The sequence below is a fragment of the Nostoc paludosum FACHB-159 genome, assembly GCF_014698835.1.
GTDB lineage: Bacteria > Cyanobacteriota > Cyanobacteriia > Cyanobacteriales > Nostocaceae > Nostoc > Nostoc paludosum.
Genome location: NZ_JACJTU010000024.1, coordinates 1 through 15223 on the forward strand (window position 1 = coordinate 1; position 15223 = coordinate 15223).

13 protein-coding genes and 1 pseudogene are annotated in these 15223 nt (G+C 42.3%); 3 read left to right on the top strand and 11 right to left on the bottom strand.

Annotation, left to right across the window (positions count from 1 at the left end):
• A pseudogene (locus H6H03_RS22825) lies at positions 1 to 465 on the bottom strand (photosystem II q(b) protein); the annotation flags it as partial.
• A gap of 529 nt (positions 466 to 994) precedes the next feature.
• Complete coding sequence (locus H6H03_RS22830; RefSeq protein WP_190957358.1) at positions 995 to 1948, bottom strand: Rieske 2Fe-2S domain-containing protein; 954 nt, start codon at positions 1946 to 1948, stop codon at positions 995 to 997.
• A gap of 324 nt (positions 1949 to 2272) precedes the next feature.
• Here H6H03_RS22830 and H6H03_RS22835 point away from each other — a divergent pair, with 324 nt between their 5' ends.
• On the top strand, positions 2273 to 2929 hold the full coding sequence (locus H6H03_RS22835; RefSeq protein ID WP_190957359.1) for a TetR family transcriptional regulator: 657 nt from the start codon (positions 2273 to 2275) through the stop codon (positions 2927 to 2929).
• Positions 2930 to 2935: 6 nt separating this feature from the next.
• Here the strand turns inward: H6H03_RS22835 and H6H03_RS22840 are convergent, their stop codons facing one another.
• The 5 genes from H6H03_RS22840 to topA all read right to left on the bottom strand — a co-directional run bounded on the left by H6H03_RS22840 (position 2936) and on the right by topA (position 10603).
• Positions 2936 to 5686, bottom strand: coding sequence for an HD family phosphohydrolase (locus tag H6H03_RS22840; RefSeq protein ID WP_190957360.1), 2751 nt, complete (start codon positions 5684 to 5686; stop codon positions 2936 to 2938).
• A 244-nt stretch (positions 5687 to 5930) separates the two neighbouring features.
• Positions 5931 to 6869, bottom strand: a complete 939-nt coding sequence (locus tag H6H03_RS22845) for an ADP-ribosylglycohydrolase family protein (RefSeq protein WP_190957361.1) — start codon at positions 6867 to 6869, stop codon at positions 5931 to 5933.
• Positions 6870 to 6955: 86 nt separating this feature from the next.
• Entirely contained in the window at positions 6956 to 7435 is a 480-nt protein-coding gene (gene aroQ, locus H6H03_RS22850; RefSeq protein ID WP_190957362.1) for a type II 3-dehydroquinate dehydratase, read from the bottom strand.
• Between the two features lie 11 nt (positions 7436 to 7446).
• Positions 7447 to 7584, bottom strand: coding sequence for a hypothetical protein (locus tag H6H03_RS22855; protein WP_011316929.1), 138 nt, complete (start codon positions 7582 to 7584; stop codon positions 7447 to 7449).
• Positions 7585 to 7936: 352 nt separating this feature from the next.
• Positions 7937 to 10603 carry a type I DNA topoisomerase gene (topA, locus tag H6H03_RS22860; RefSeq protein WP_190957363.1) on the bottom strand — a complete coding sequence of 889 codons (2667 nt, stop codon included), beginning with the start codon at positions 10601 to 10603 and terminating at the stop codon, positions 7937 to 7939.
• Positions 10604 to 11244: 641 nt separating this feature from the next.
• Here topA and H6H03_RS22865 point away from each other — a divergent pair.
• Positions 11245 to 11391 carry a hypothetical protein gene (locus H6H03_RS22865; RefSeq protein ID WP_190957364.1) on the top strand — a complete coding sequence of 49 codons (147 nt, stop codon included), beginning with the start codon at positions 11245 to 11247 and terminating at the stop codon, positions 11389 to 11391.
• Between the two features lie 185 nt (positions 11392 to 11576).
• On the opposite strand, the gene H6H03_RS22870 is transcribed toward H6H03_RS22865, so the two are convergent.
• The 3 genes from H6H03_RS22870 to H6H03_RS22880 form a co-directional block, all read right to left on the bottom strand.
• A complete protein-coding gene (locus tag H6H03_RS22870) occupies positions 11577 to 12272 on the bottom strand; it encodes a pentapeptide repeat-containing protein (protein WP_190957365.1) in 696 nt (231 codons plus the stop codon).
• A gap of 127 nt (positions 12273 to 12399) precedes the next feature.
• Positions 12400 to 12582: a hypothetical protein gene (locus H6H03_RS22875; protein ID WP_190957366.1), complete on the bottom strand. Its 183-nt coding sequence runs from the start codon at positions 12580 to 12582 to the stop codon at positions 12400 to 12402.
• A 150-nt stretch (positions 12583 to 12732) separates the two neighbouring features.
• Positions 12733 to 13095 carry an S-layer homology domain-containing protein gene (locus H6H03_RS22880; protein ID WP_190957367.1) on the bottom strand — a complete coding sequence of 121 codons (363 nt, stop codon included), beginning with the start codon at positions 13093 to 13095 and terminating at the stop codon, positions 12733 to 12735.
• Positions 13096 to 13436: 341 nt separating this feature from the next.
• On the opposite strand from H6H03_RS22880, the gene H6H03_RS22885 reads away from it, so the two are divergent.
• Positions 13437 to 13709, top strand: a complete 273-nt coding sequence (locus tag H6H03_RS22885) for a GlsB/YeaQ/YmgE family stress response membrane protein (RefSeq protein WP_190957368.1) — start codon at positions 13437 to 13439, stop codon at positions 13707 to 13709.
• A 418-nt stretch (positions 13710 to 14127) separates the two neighbouring features.
• Here the strand turns inward: H6H03_RS22885 and H6H03_RS22890 are convergent, their stop codons facing one another.
• A complete protein-coding gene (locus tag H6H03_RS22890; RefSeq protein WP_313931897.1) occupies positions 14128 to 15201 on the bottom strand; it encodes a WD40 repeat domain-containing protein in 1074 nt (357 codons plus the stop codon).
• Positions 15202 to 15223 lie beyond the last annotated feature (22 nt).

The following is a 15223-nucleotide window of genomic DNA, read 5'->3' on the forward strand; positions in this document are numbered from 1 at the left end:
GGTTGCTGCTGCTACTGGTGCAGAGAAGGCTAGGCAGATCCAAGGACGCATTCCCAAGCGGTAGGATAGTTCCCACTCACGACCTAAGTAGCAGAATACGCCAATCAAAAAGTGGAAAATTACCAATTGGTAAGGGCCGCCGTTGTACAGCCACTCATCAAGAGATGCTGCTTCCCAAATTGGGTAGAAGTGTAAACCGATAGCGTTGGAGGAAGGTACTACTGCACCTGAGATGATGTTGTTTCCGTAGAGTAAGGAACCTGCTACTGGTTCGCGGATACCATCGATGTCTACTGGAGGTGCTGCGATGAAGGCGATTACGAAGCAGGCGGTGGCGGCTAGCAAGGTGGGGATCATGAGGACGCCGAACCAGCCGATGTAGAGGCGGTTGTTGGTGCTGGTGATCCAGTTTGCAAACCGCTCCCATACGTTGGCGCTTTCGCGACGTTGAATGGTTGCTGTCATGGTTTTATAAGTGCGGTTGAATTTATGTATGAATCAGACGGTTTTGTTTTTGCCTGTGAGAGTACTTTACACTGCTTTACAAAATTTAATCAAGTGTTGGGACTTTTATAAAACTAGTTTTAATCATTAGTTTTACTTATTTAAAGGTAAACAACGAACCTTAAAATATGCCGCAGCTACCTACATATATGGAAATTTCTAGTTGTATTTTGGTTCGATCGCTTACTTACCTGGGAATAATAACTTTGTAGATTACCGCTATTCCAAAAAATTAACCCTCAGCTTACCACTGGGGGCTTTTTTGTTTGGCAAAATGGCAGATCTCCAAATTAGAGGCTTGCTATGGTATTCAAGTAGGATACATTCCATGCGAAAAGTACTGACTTGCATTACCCCTGGTTAACTACCAGGGGTTTTTATTGAAACTTGTTAACAATTCAGCACTCAATAGTGAAAACTCAGAAATTAAAACCAATTCACTATGATTTATATATGGTGGTTAGCAAATGGCTAACTGTTCAAAACACAATTACCAATTCCGGTAGAGTTTTTCAGCGTAGAACATAACCTCTTCATTTGGCAAACGAATTTTTGGTTTTTGCCGGGGATACAAACTTTCGACTGCACCTGTATCCTGTTCTATGACTGTGGCTGCTGCTTGTAAAACTGAGTTCTTAAAGAAAAATTTCATCAACGGATTATTTACTTTAGCATACATCAAAATAAAGGTCTTAGTTCTTTTTTCTGTTTCTGGGTAGAGAATGTGAATTTGAGCAATATCACCAATAGGCGTTTTTGCAAAAAAAGCTGTAGTGGAAGGAAAAGCATATTCGAGTGTGTTAGTTAGATTTTGAGGAAAGATGCCCAAAACGGGATTTTGAATAATTTCTCCTAGCGTGTTTTTGGCTCTCTTCAAATCTTGCTTGACTGTTGCATAGTATCCTTTTTCTTCAAAAGAGCTTACATGGCAATATGTGATTTTAAATAGCTCTTTATGAGTACCATTTTGGTGATTATAGTCGTAATTAACCATTAGATTACTCAAAAAATCACCGTGAATACTTTTTTCACCAGTTACTCCAAGGAACTCGTATTCATCTACAATCCTTTGATGCAAATCTGGGATAGGTAATCTTGGTTCAAATCCGCCATATGTCCAGATGCAATCGTTACTAATAATTAGCTCTAATGGTTGAGTAATTGGCTGAGTGCCTTTTTTCTCACCCTCATAAAGTCTGCCTTGTCCATCAAATTCTAGTGCATGAAAAGGGCAAGTAATAGTATCTCTTTCTTGACAAACCCATCCAGATGATAAAGGTGCTTGCATATGCGGGCAGATATTATCAAGGGCAAACACTTCACCTTTTTGATTTTGCCAAATGGCATAATCCTGTCCATTTAAAGTGATTTTATGAGGTTTATTTACTTTTAATGTAGATTTGTGCGCGATTAACCAAGGCGCACCAGGTAAAATTGGTTGCATTTTTCCTCCAAAATATTGTCAAATTATTTATCAACAGAGAATTGAATAGTCAGGAGTTAATTTTCAAAGTTAAAAATTATGCTATTCCCTGTCTTACATTGCTATGAATGAATGTCAATTGGGATAATTAAAGCTTGCTTGTTAACAGACGAAGTAGTACCGGGCACTGCTCGGCTAACTTCGACTAGTGCATGGCTAGATTGTCCAAAAGATAAACTAACTAAAAAATTAGTTAATAATCATTAATTTAATAAAGTTTCCCTTTTGTGTCAACTACTAACTAATTTTTTAGTTAAGATATTTTCGTTAAATTGATGGAGTACTGTGGGTCGTTCAACACAATCAAAACTTTCAGATAAAAAACCTCGCCAGGTGCGGGATGCAGAGGCGACGAAAAAGCAGATTCTCGATGCGGCAGAAGCGGAGTTTGCGAGAAATGGGCTGAGTGGGGCGCGGACAGAGGCGATCGCCAAAGGTGCAGGTGTTACCACAGCAATGATTTACTACTACTTCCAGAGCAAGGAAGGACTATATCAAGCTGTGCTGCAACGCCCAGCAGTGGAAATGCACGAAGGGTTTGAGCAGTTAAATCTCGATAAGTTGCCGCCAGAGGAGGCTTTGAAACTGCTTGTAAAAGAAGCGATCGCCTACGAAGCAGCCCACCCACACCGAGGGATGCTTTGGTTCCAAGAAGCCAACCAAAATCAGGGAAAGTATTTTAAACAGGGGAATTGGCAAGAAAATTTTGCCTATCTCATCAAAATTTTAGAACGCGGTATGGCAGAGGGTTGTTTTCGTCAACTCGATCCATTTCTCACCACCCTGCATATTATTGGCGTTTGTAATTTATATTTCAACGCTTACGAAAACATCAAGCATACTAGACCAGATTTGGAACTGCTGAGTCCAGAAATGATTGAACAGCATACCCAAGCAGCAGTTAACTTTATCTTGGCTGCTGTGCGAGGTAGTGAGAATTAATCTGAATTACGAATTCCGGACGCTACTAACCTTCAACTTAGGATAAGCAATGCGCTTGTGATTAAATTGCTGCCAAACATCCACAAATATCTGGGCAATTTGTGACATTTCTTCCCGTGTTAATCCGGAATTTACGAGTTGATTGTCTTGCCATCTGGCACGCAAAATGTTGTTCAGCATTGTTAAAGCTTGTTCGATAGAGACATCTTTGGGCGATCGCTCTTTTTCTGCCTCACCAGACTTTGCGCCTACCTTGCTTCCCTTTAGGGGTACAGGACGTTTGGCTGATGCTTCGAGCGATCGCAGCGCGGCTTCGCAAGCATCCGCCAACATTACAATTCCTGTTTCCCGTGACTGGGGAATTGGCCCGTCATAGCGAAAATCTGCTTCGTTTACCGTTAAACTTGCATCTTCTTGAGCCATTTGCTGGGCTTGGTGATAAAAATAAGCAATCAGCATTGTTCCCTGATGTTCTGGAATGAAGGCTTGAATTGCTGTGGGCAAAAGGTGTTTACGCGCCATCACCAAACCTTCACTTACGTGCTTTTTGATAATTTCTGCACTCTTCCAAGGATCTTTAATTTCTGTATCGTGTTTATTCGGCCCCCCCATTTGATTTTCAATAAATCCCAGGGGGTCGTGCATTTTTCCAATATCATGGTATAGTGCACCAGCCCTGACTAATTCAACATTACATCCTAATTGTTTGGCAGCAGCTTCAGCCAGGGTAGCCACAAACAGGGTATGTTGAAAAGTTCCGGGAGTTTCAGTAGCGAGTCTTTTCAATAAGGGACGGTTCGGGTTCGCCAACTCTGCTAGGCGGATGGGAGTGACTAAATCAAAAAATCTTTCTAGATAAGGACTCAAACCTAAAGCGATGACACTCCAAACAAAGCCAGATGAAGCAAATAACCCTGCTTCTCGGAGGACAATATACCAAGTTGAACCAAATACTTGGCCACTCAAGACTTTCACAATCAGGTAAATACCGCCTTGAGTCAAAGCGATGGCCACACCCAATAGAGCCAATTCCTCACGCGATCGCAATCTTTGGGCGATGCAACTACCTAATATTCCTCCGCCTACACCAGCTAAAAGCGCAGCTTTGCTCATATCCAAGCCGATCGCTAATATTGGCGATAGTAGTCCCACAACTGTCAACCCCAAAGTCGGGCCGTAGAAACTTCCCAACAATAAACCAAGGGCACTCCAGGTAGTGTAGGGCAATCCCATGACGATTACTCCTGGTACACTCAGGGTGAGGAGTAACACCAATAGGCGATCGCGTTGTCGCAATTGGCAATCAATATGTCGTTCTATCCAGACAAAAATGCCAATGGCGACAGTAATAATGCATCCTAACTTCACTAATTCCACCCACTTAATCTGGCGGCGAATCAGGTGATAATGTTGCAATACTTCAAAATCCCATGCACTAATCTGCTCTCCTTGTTTGACGATCGCCTCACCACGCTGCACATTCACCATCACAGGTGACACCCCAGCAGCAGCTTTTTGAGCTTTTTCTTTGGTTTTTTCTTCATCTTTTTGCAGATTTGGCTGAAGTACAGCTAATAAGACTTTGCTTGCTAAAGGTTCGGCGTCTTTTGGTACAAAGGTCTGGATTTGTAAGCTGACCGCATCTTGTAAAATATTTTGTGGCAATCCTTGGGGTATGCCTTGAGTGAGAATCCGCTCTGCACTCTGATGCATTCCCAATTGTGTATTTTCCCACTCCATATCCGACAAGTCTAACAGCAGAGATTCCTCATATATTGTTTCTGGACTAAGACTCTCTAACTGTAAAAGTTTGGCAGTAGCTTGAGTGTATTTTTGGCGTGCTTGAGAAATTTGGGCAATTAGTGAGGAAAAGCTTTTCTCAGAATTTGTCAGTTGGTAAGCTTCTAGTTCTTTTATTGCTTGAGTAAAGTCAATATTTTGAGAAAAATCACCAGGCTTTGTCTCATCTGACTCGACTTCGGTATTCTGGGAATTATATTTGGCTGGTACTTGATTAGGTGCAGCTATAGATAATGGACGGAATGAAACGGTGCTTCGTCCTGTTATTTTTTGGTGCTGGTTTCGATGATTTTCTAGAGCCGCTACCACTGCTTGCCATTCTGGGTTAGAGCAAGAACGAACGTAACGCTGGCTAGATCGAGACAAAACTGTAGTATCAAAAAAAGGAAACGTTCCTGCAATGGTCCGGATTTCATTACCATCATCGAGAAGTTGTTGTAAATCTTCATCAATTTTTTGATTGATTTCTGCATCAATCATCAATACTGGTATAAAACCTTTGCTGGCGGCTTTGCGTTCAGCGTCTGTTTTTTTCTTATCTTCAATACTATCTGTATAAGGCGCTCTAATTGTTTGTGGTGCGGGATTGCCTATTTGTATTTGAGTTTGATTGTATAACCTATTACCAATTACCCCTGTGAGAGAGACTATAGCGATCGCTAAAATGAGGAAGCAACGCTTTCTATGTATCCAGTTGCAACCAACTGTATAAATAGTACTTTGGGTTGTGCCTGAATTGGCCATTAACTTTAGCGCTCTTTCTTGTTTTTGGTGTTCGCTTTTGCCATTGCTTTTTGAGACAAACAAGATTACATTTCTGAAGACAGATCTTACAAGTTCTCTTCTATAGCTTGTGCCTTTAAGTAGCTTTCCCTTACGGCGTAGTAATCTATACCATCGTCGCCAGTAAGACAATTGCTGGGTCAAGAAGTGCAAAAATGGCTCAGTCGTTTTCATTATCTCTGCCTGCAATTGCTGACTTTGATAAGTTAGTGTTCATTGATTTTTCCAGGATGGTTAAAATCTACCCTTGGGGAAGGCTACGCGAACAAAGGGGCTAGACAACCAGCATTTAACGTTGCAACTACGGTTGCGGAAGTTAGCTACAGAATCAAGTCGAGGGTTTGCTGAAAAATATTAGTATAGGATACTTTTAATATTGTAATTTTGGCATCCGCACTGTCGTTTACTCAAAAGAGCATTAACGCAACTTAATAACACGAGGAGCTGCGTAAACTGAAAGCAAAGCTACCCTAGAAAGGGCACATCCCTCCTGTGTTAACTCCTTAGGATCTAGGGGAACGTTATCATACAATCCCGACCACACAGCCACAAGTGCATCGGCCAATTCTAACATTTCGTCAAAGCTTGTTAGTTCGGATGCTGGAGAATCCTTTTCCAGAAGCAAGACTCGCCAATTTAGAGGAATTCCTGCTGTAGTGTTATGTGCGCCTGATAAAGCAGCTGTAATTGCACCTGTAGAGTGTGCCATTAAATTGGTAGCATCTTGCAGTTTGGAATCACCCTTTTTCGTAGCTCGCAAAACTGCAAGGCGAAAGTCTTCTAATGTACTCACAAAGCAGTAAAATGCCATCGCAATAGTGTTACTGAGGTTTTCTTTACCAGCAAACTCAGCTTGTACCCTTTCTAATCCAGCCCCTTGTGCTAATAAATCCTGAATTCTTAATAATTTTTTCGGTATTGATGTCGGCGTTTCTTGAAGAAAGGAAATTGTTTGGGGAATCAGGGTTAGGGGGTCGAGTTTCTCATTCAAAGCTAGAGCGATCGCATACCCTACTGCTAATGTTCCATCCCTGACTACTGGGTCATCATCCCAGATTTTTAGGACGCGTAGCAAGTTTTTTCGTAGCTTAATTGGATTTTCGTGAAAAAAAAGTGCCACTGGTAGTGTGGCAATAATCATGTCAGTTGGAGCTAAATGAAGAGAAGCTTGTTGCTGACGTGCTATCCAATCGTCTAAATCTAATCTACCCAAGCTAATTAAACTCTGGATACCGAGAATTGCCATTCTGCCAAAATCAGGGTAATTTTGAGGCTGTATTCCACCAGAGGTTAAACTTCCTCCCAGGAATGCTCCCAATAAAGTACCTCTAAACCGACTGATAAGAGAGTAACGCATATAATTTTGGATTTTGGTCGCGCTTTTGCTGCGCTTCCAACACAAGTTAGATTTTAGATCGCAGAATTTTATCTCAAGTCTAAAACCTATGACTGACTCATCCTCGATCCCTTTCTTAAATGATGCACTAGTGCCTGTAAGCCCAACAAATAACTTTGAGAGCCGAAACCACTTATTTGCCCGATGGCTATTGGGGCGATGTACGAATGATGGCGGAAATCTTCTCGGCGGTAAATATTACTCAGATGTACTTCTACTGTAGGTAGATTAACACCAGCGATCGCATCTCGCAATGCCACACTTGTATGGGTATATGCCCCTGCATTAATTAAGATTCCTTGATGTTGCCCCAATGCTCCATGAATAGCATCCACTAAAATTCCTTCATGATTTGACTGCAAGGGAAAAACTTTCGCCTGTAATTTTAGTCCTTCCTCTTCTAACAGGCGGTTAATTTCTGCTAATGTCAACGAGCCATAAATTCCAGGTTCTCGCTGTCCTAGCAAATTTAAGTTTGGCCCGTGCAGTGCCAGAATACTTAAGGGTTCTAAGGTCGAATTTAGCACTTTCGGGGCTACTAGCGACGGCGTGAGCGATCGTTCACAGGAATCGGAATCAGTTCCGGTTCCGGCTCAGCCTCTGGCCCTAAAAGGCTCTCAATTAGCTTGCGTGCTAATTCCTTAAGCTTTTCTAGCACCTTTTCTATATAGTCCATGAACTGACCGCTCCTGAGATACTACCTCAATTTTGATTAACCAAGTACGCAGGGAATCGCGTATTTTTGCACCTCTAGCTTTTAACGTAGCTCATACTGAATCCCGTTTTTGGGACATCAGCCACTTCTAAAATTTAGGGTTGTGTTTTCCCATACTTTTTAGAGTATCACACTTGCAACCTAGAGAACTGCATCCTACCAAGGATGGGTATCTAGGGTCAAGAGTCAAGGGGATCTGGTAATTTATCGAGCTAAAATCTGGCGGGGAGACGCAAAAACGCAATAGCAGGGAGAATTTTCAACTTTGCAATGTTGCCTCCGTAGATTATCCAAAATCTTAAATCCAAAATTCTTAACCTTCTGCTGCTTTTTTCTTCGTCGCTGTCGTCGATGACTTCGCAGTTGACTTAGAGGCAGTTGACTTAGATTTAGAAGTTGTAGATTTAGTGGTTTTGCGAGTGGATTTTGCTGTGGAAGCTTTAGCTGCCAACAATTCCAAGGCCGTAGCTAGTGTTATATTTTCTACCGATTCACCCTCTGGGATACTAGCATTAGTTTTGCCGTGCTTGATGTAAGGGCCATAGGGGCCATCGTAGATATTGACTGGTTCCTCGTCTTCTGGATGTATACCCAATTCACGTAAAGCTGCCTTGGACTTGCTGTTGGTGGAACTGCGTCCCTTTTTTGGCTCTGATAGCAATTCCAAAGCACGTTCTAGGGTAATTGTCAATACATTATCAGCAGCTTTGAGGGAGCGGTAATCTTTTCCTTCCTTACCCTGGTCGTGAACGATATAGGGGCCAAAGCGTCCCAAACTTGCTTGGATTTTGCTACCAGTGACTGGATGAGTTCCTAATGTCCGGGGTAACGCCAACAGACCAACAGCCATTTCCAGGGTAACGTTTTCTGGGGTGATGCCTTTGGGTAGAGAGGCTTGTTTCGGTTTGGGGTTTTCTTCGGACTTGTCACCTAATTGGACATAAGGACCATAGGCGCCAATTTTCACATAAATTGGTTCGCCAGTTTCGGGATGGCGTCCTACCTGGTCAGGGCCTGTGGTTTTTTGCCGCAATAACACTTCTACCTGTTTGGGGTCGAGGTCAGCTGGCGTCAAGTCTTTAGGAATTGAGGCGGTGACAACACCGTCACCATTTTCAACTTCAATGTAAGGGCCATATTTACCAATACGGACTTTGGCTGCCAAATTTTCCAGTTCTACAGTTCTGGCTTTGGTGGCATCAATTTGGCTTTCCTGTTCCTTGACTAAGGTTTCCAGACCTTTGTCTCCCAAATAGAATTGCTGGAGGTAAGGTAGCCATTTAGCTTCACCTGTGGCGATGTCGTCGAGGGTTTGCTCCATTTTTGAGGTAAAGCTGGGATCGACGATATCGGGGAAATGTTTTTCCAGCAAGTCGGTGACGGCGAAAGCAGTGAAGGTGGGTATAAGGGCGTTATTTACCAGTTGGGCATAACCCTTGTCGATGATGGTGCCAATGATGCTGGCATAGGTACTGGGACGACCGATACCTTCGCTTTCTAGGGTTTTTACTAAAGTCGCTTCCGTGTACCTAGCGGGGGGTTGAGTTTCGTGACCAACTGCTTCGAGTTCGGTACAATTGGGGCGATCGCCTACTTTGAGACTAGGTAAAATTACTTCTTGGTCTTCCAGCGCTGCTTCTGGGTCATCTGAACCTTCAACGTAAGCGCGTAAATATCCCGGAAATTCAATGCGCTTGCCAGAAGAACGAAAACCAGCGTCTTCGACTTGCAGTTGTACGGAAATTTGGGTTTGCCGAGAGTCAGCCATTTGGCAAGCCACAGTACGTTTCCAAATCAAATCGTAGACAGCAAGTTCCCGACCGCCCAAACCTGTTTCTTGGGGCGTGCGGAAAGTACTACCTGCTGGACGAATTGCTTCGTGCGCCTCTTGTGCGCCTTTGGATTTGGTGGTGTATTGTCGGGGTTGGGGGCTGAGATATTGTTGACCGTAGAGTTTTTCTACACAACTTCTAGCAGCTGCGATCGCCTGATCTGACAAATGCACCGAATCTGTCCGCATATAGGTAATATACCCCTGTTCGTACAAATTCTGGGCAATTCGCATCGTATCGCGGGCTGAAAGGCGCAGTTTCCGGTTAGATTCTTGTTGCAGCGTTGAGGTAGTAAACGGTGGTGCGGGTTTGCGCGTCACTGGACGTTCTTCAATGTCGGTGACATTCCAAGTTTTTCCAGTCAGGCGTTCCTTGAGTGCTACAGCTTGTTCTTCGTTGAGCAACAAGACATTGCGACCTGCGACAATTTGTCCAGTTGCAGCGTCAAAATCGCCGCCATTCGCTATTTTGGTTCCTCCCAGCGCCACTAACTGGGCAGCAAAGGAAGTTTTGTCCTTTTCTAAACTAGCCTTCAAATCCCAGTAAGTACCTTCGTGGAAAGCGCGGCGCTGGCGTTCCTTAGTGACCAAAAGTCGTACCGCTACAGACTGCACCCGCCCAGCAGATAATCCCCAGGCGATTTTTTTCCATAGCAGCGGAGACAAAGTATAACCCACCAATCGGTCTAAAATCCGTCGCGTTTCTTGGGCGCGAACCAACTGCTCATCGATATTGCGGCAGTTCTTCAACGCTTTTTTGATCGCATCTTGGGTAATTTCGTGAAACACCATCCGCTTAGTTGGGACTTTCGGCTTTAGCAATTGGTATAAATGCCAACTAATGCTTTCACCTTCCCGGTCTTCATCCGTTGCCAGAATCAGTTCATCTACATCCTTGAGCGCATCTTTGAGCTGGGTGACAATTTTCTTTTTGTCTTTCGGGACAACATATACCGGTTCAAAGTCGGCGTCCACATTTACCCCTAACTGCGCCCATTTTTCTCCTTTTACGGCCGCGGGAATTTCACTAGCCGACTGCGGTAAGTCACGCACATGACCCATAGACGCCTCTACCTTATAGCCTGATGGCAAGTAGTTACGAATGGTACGAGCTTTGGTTGGAGATTCGACGATGACGAGAGTTGACATGGAAATTTCAAAAAAAAGAATAGCTGCTAAGCTAAACAGTCAAATTGAGGTAATTTTTGCAAATTGTCAAGATAAAACGTCACGCTTAGGGCGGTGATTTAATCCTCACACAAACTGCCTGCTTGGGAGAAAATCCGCCCTAAGTTAAGGCGTAGTCCTTCCCAGAGTATAAGAGAGGCGAAAGCTGGATGTGAATTTCCAGCTATTTCAATCTTTAACTTATCTAGCGCATAATTGGCGAGTACAGTTTTGAAAATACTCCGCAAGTGGAATAAGGAAGTAGGAAGACTTGTACTGAGCAAAGCCGAAGTATGGAGATACCCAGGGACGCGCAAAGGTGCAGAATAACTAATGCCCCATAACCAAAGGTGGTGCCAAAATTAAATCAAACTTGAGAGCAAAAGTGAAGTGCGTTTATACCTATGCCAGAAAAGCAAAACTATGCGACCAATTCGTCAAGGTGATGTCATTTTATTGCTTGTGGAGCAGGTTGAAGGATAAAAAATACCTTACTTAACTTTGGCAAAAGGCGGAGCTACAGGTCATAAACATCGGATTACTGAGGGGAATGCAGAATTATCCGATAAAGATAGCACGCTCTATTTGCGTGTATTTTCAGAGTCAGCATTGTTAGCTATTCGTTGACGTTATCCCCATCTGGTACAGCACAACCACAAGCTGTCTTTAAACCAGAAGAGATACAGACTGGAGTTGCGATCGCCAACAAAGTTTACGTTAATGGACTACTAGTTGAAGAAGAAACAGAAGTTATTAATGACCTGGAATAAATAATTGTATCAATTTATTTAGTGAAATTATTAAATTTTTCGGAAGTATTTTGAGTGCTGAAGTTTGGGTATTGCTGGAATCCTAAGTATTATTGATAATCAAAAAATTATCTTGAGGTATCTATAATAATCACTTAGTCAACACAAAAACATCTGTTTGTAAGGGCGATCGCTTAAAGCCACAATCATTGTTTAGCAAAAGCCAAGTCACTTTCAATTAACTTCGCACCTGTTAGATTAGCCCCGCTCAAATTACAGAGGTGAAAATTTGCCCCTCTTAAATCTGCTAGTGCTAAATTAGCTCCTGTTAAATCTGCACCAGTTAGATTAACTTCAGTTAAGTTAGCGCTGCTTAGATTAGCTCCTCTGAGTGAAGCTTGTTGTAAGTCTGCCTGACTTAGGTTTGTCCTCATTAGGTATGCCTTATTTAAGTCAGTTCCACTTAAATTAGCTTGACTGAGGTCTGCCGCTGTTAAATCAGCTTTACTGAGATTAGCTTGACTTAAATCTACCCAACTTAACTTTGCATAACTTAGGTTAATTTCACTCAGTTTCACCGATGTAAGTACTGCACACCTCAAATTAGCATTAACAAAATATCTTTCTCCTATTGCATAACGGCGTAAAATTTCATCAGTTGTTAGTCTGTGTAAAACAGCTTTTGAAGCGCCTTGATAACACCATGTAGCTTCTAAGAGTTTAGCAGCAGTGTTAACAGCTACCTCATCACATGTAGTCACAATCACGCCATTGCAGCCATCCCACTGAGCGTTAAGCATAAGGGCAATGTCACTAGCGGCAGCAATTGAATCAAATAGTAAAACAGAGCTTTTTTGCGGTTTTAACCAGTTCTTTAAAACAGTCGAGATAATATTTTTCATATCTAAAACCTGGGTGCTAGTTTGTGACAGAGCGCTGCACAAAGACACAATGATGCAGCCGATGTACAGCACACAGTCACAAAATATTTCAATCAGCTTAAGTAGAAATGTCTGCTAGAACTAAGTTCTATGCAACTCTATCAGAACGTTCTATTTGCTGGCGAATGGTATCAATAGAAGCATTAATACCAGCCAGCTTGGACTCTAAATCATCTCGCATCCAAATCAAGAATTTTAATTTCCGTTCTAAGCTAGCTTTGTGCGAAATGGGTTCGCTTCCATAACAGGTATTACCCCAAAAAGGAAACATAATTTACCTCTGTATTTAGCTTTTGTAAGAGTGCAATATAATATCGCACCATTATATTTTGACTAATAAAAATCAGACTGGTGTGTGTGACAACCGACCATTTTTGTACGGGCTTAACGAATGCTTGATAAACCAACTACTGTCAAATGCTTATTTTGTCGCAGGTAGGGTATCAACTCGCTGGTTGAGTTCTCGAATTTGTTGGTTTAATTCCCTCTGTCGTTTGAGCAAAATTTCCAAATCTTGCTTCGTTGCTAAATCAGCCCTAGCCGGAATAACTTGATTTAGCTGATTTAGGCATCTATTCAAGCCAGCTGCAAATTCATAGCGCGTAACTGGGCGTGAACCGCCATATGTGTCATCGGGATACCCAGATAAGCAACCTGTCTGGGGAACTGTGTTGCGCCCGTCGCTTGGTGTTTGTGACAAAGTTTTTGATGGATAGAAAATAATTGTTGCCAGTGCCAAGGTCGTTGTAAGGGTGGCAAATGGAAGCAAGCCAATTGATGACATCTTAAACATTGGTCGCAGCTACAAGGCATTTACTCTTTCACCTTATCAAATTAATATTTGGCTTTCAAACTTTAGCTTAATTCTTAAAATAGAGGCGCACAGGTAATGATAAATGCCTATGCAGCAATTACAAGCAATGGATTTATCAGCCTTTAGTATTAGACGTACTAGAAGGTTTTTATCAATTTATTGTCCATTGGAATTAGGATATTTCATCATTAGAAGTAAAAACAATTCATTCTTATGGGTATTCAGAATTGGTTCTGGTGGGAGAGTGAATATCGATGTTGGGATTGTTATTGTGTATTTGTCAGTGAAAAACGTTTATCAAGTAAACAACAATGAATATTCTTGCTTGGATTGTTTTAGGTTTAATTGCTGGTGCTATTGCGAAGGCCATCTATCCTGGTCATCAAGGCGGCGGAATCTTAGGAACAATATTATTAGGAATTATTGGTGCTTTCGTTGGTGGCAGTCTGGGCGTATTCTTCAGTACAGGAACCTTGGCTCTAGCGGCTCCAACTCTCAGCTTAACCGGGGTTTTAGTAGCAGTTCTTGGTGCGATTGTCGCAGTTTTCTTGTGGAACTTGCTAACTCGCCGTAGTGCAGTCTAAGGAATTAAATTGTAATTAATTAATAGTAAAAATCAGGGAATTGATAGCAGGTAACAGGTAAGAGGTAATAACCTTAAAAGTCTGTTAGTGTCGGCGTTACGTATCACTTATGTCCTAATCTAGCTGGCGACTGCTATAACTATATTTTCTCCCTGAATTAAATTAAAAGAGTAGCGCTTACCTCTAGTTGAGTAAGCGCTATTATTATTTTGAGAAATTGATTGTCTTAGGATATTGATGGCTGGTTTTTCGATCCAGTAATATAGCAGGAGGCAGGAGATAGAAGGCAGGAGGTAAAAGTCTTACTATGTCTGGCATTCAAGTTTTTAAAATGTCCTAACCTATGTAACTACCGCTATATATCGCTGTGAAGGTAAATTTTTCGATATGAACTTTGATATCGGAGTTTAATAAATTGTTACTTACGTTTGACTGGGATTCCCCAAATCTTGATTTTTTGATCGAATCCACCACTGGCTAATATTCGCCCATTTGGGCTAAAAGCGATCGCACTTACCCAGTCTGTATGTCCACTTAATGTATTTATTAACTCACCTGAAGTGAGATTCCACAACTTAATGCCATCTCTGCCAGCACTAGCAAGGGTTTGTCCGTCTGGGTTAATGGCGATCGCGTTTACCCAATTATTATGTCCTGTAAGGGTGCGGAATAATTCTCCAGTATTAACATTCCACACTTTAATGGTGCGATCGCGGCTAGCACTAACTAATGTTTGTCCGTCCGGTGTAAAGGCCACGGCAGTCACAGAATTAGTATGAGCTACTGATTCACTGATTAATTTACCACTACTCAAACTCCATAGCTTAATCACACCTTTATCGTCGCCACTAGCCAAAGTTTGCCCATCAGGACTAATAGCCACCGTATAAATCAAATTGTTAAAGCGTACTAAACTACCAAGGGGGCGCTGCTGTAACAAATCCCACAAGCGAATCCCATCTAAAGCGCCACTAATTAAAACTTTACTATCTGGAGATACGGCTAAAGATAATACGTTACTGGTATGTCCGACAAAAGAACGGCTAAAGCTAAATTTAAAATTTTTCAGATTCCAGAGGTTAATCGTGTTGTCAGTACTACAGCTAACGAGAGTTCGACCATCTGGCGACATTACTAAAGATTCGACGGCAGTTTTGTGTGCTTTGCTAACATTCCCCAACTTTTTGCCGTTTGCTGGATTCCAAAGGCGAATTATACCTTCGTTTTCCGCACCTCCACTGATGAGAATTCTGTTATCTGGAGTAAAGGCTAGAGATTTAACAGTTCCGGTATGTCCTTTGAGGGTGTAAAGTAGCTGGAAATTTGCAAAGTTACTTGTAGTTTCGGAGTTTGGTGCAAATTCAATGGCAGCATCGGCCTGATGATTATAAAACCCTTCCCAAGTCGTTACTGGAAGGGCAACAGCCACCATAAATCCCAGGATAATATACCAACGCCGGGAATTACCCCCACCTCTTCCCTCACTCCTCACTATTTTTCCTCACTTTTTGTGA